This window comes from Achromobacter sp. GbtcB20 (genome assembly GCF_019091095.1).
Lineage (GTDB): Bacteria > Pseudomonadota > Gammaproteobacteria > Burkholderiales > Burkholderiaceae_B > Achromobacter > Achromobacter mucicolens.
Genome location: NZ_JAGXJZ010000417.1, coordinates 1 through 307, shown reverse-complemented (window position 1 = coordinate 307; position 307 = coordinate 1). Strand labels below are relative to the sequence as shown.

The following is a 307-nucleotide window of genomic DNA, read 5'->3' as shown; positions in this document are numbered from 1 at the left end:
GGGATAGAAAATCCCTATCGGTTGCACAGCCGTGCGGATGTAAGAAGAACCTTACATCGAAGACAACTTTTTTTCAGCCGCTCCAGCCCGAGCCTGCGCGCATGGCCTGCTTCAGTTCCTGGGCCACCTGCAGGCGCAGTGCGGCGGCCTGCTCGTGCGCCGCCTTGCGCTCCGCCGAGACGGTCTCGAGTTCGGCCGCCACCGCGTCGATCTCGCGCGCCGCCGCCTGCGGGTCGGCGCTTTCCTCGTGCCGGAGGCGTTCCTTGCCGCGTTCGGCCAGCACGGTCGCCATCTTCGCCACCGCGCC

Annotated in this window: 1 protein-coding gene; it reads right to left on the bottom strand. The window is 67.1% G+C overall.

Annotated features, from left to right (window positions below; all coding sequences use genetic code 11):
• Window positions 1-73: 73 nt before the first annotated feature.
• Window positions 74-307, bottom strand: a 234-nt coding sequence (locus KVT32_RS29575; RefSeq protein ID WP_217619370.1) for a hypothetical protein, incomplete at its 5' end; no start/stop codon positions are given.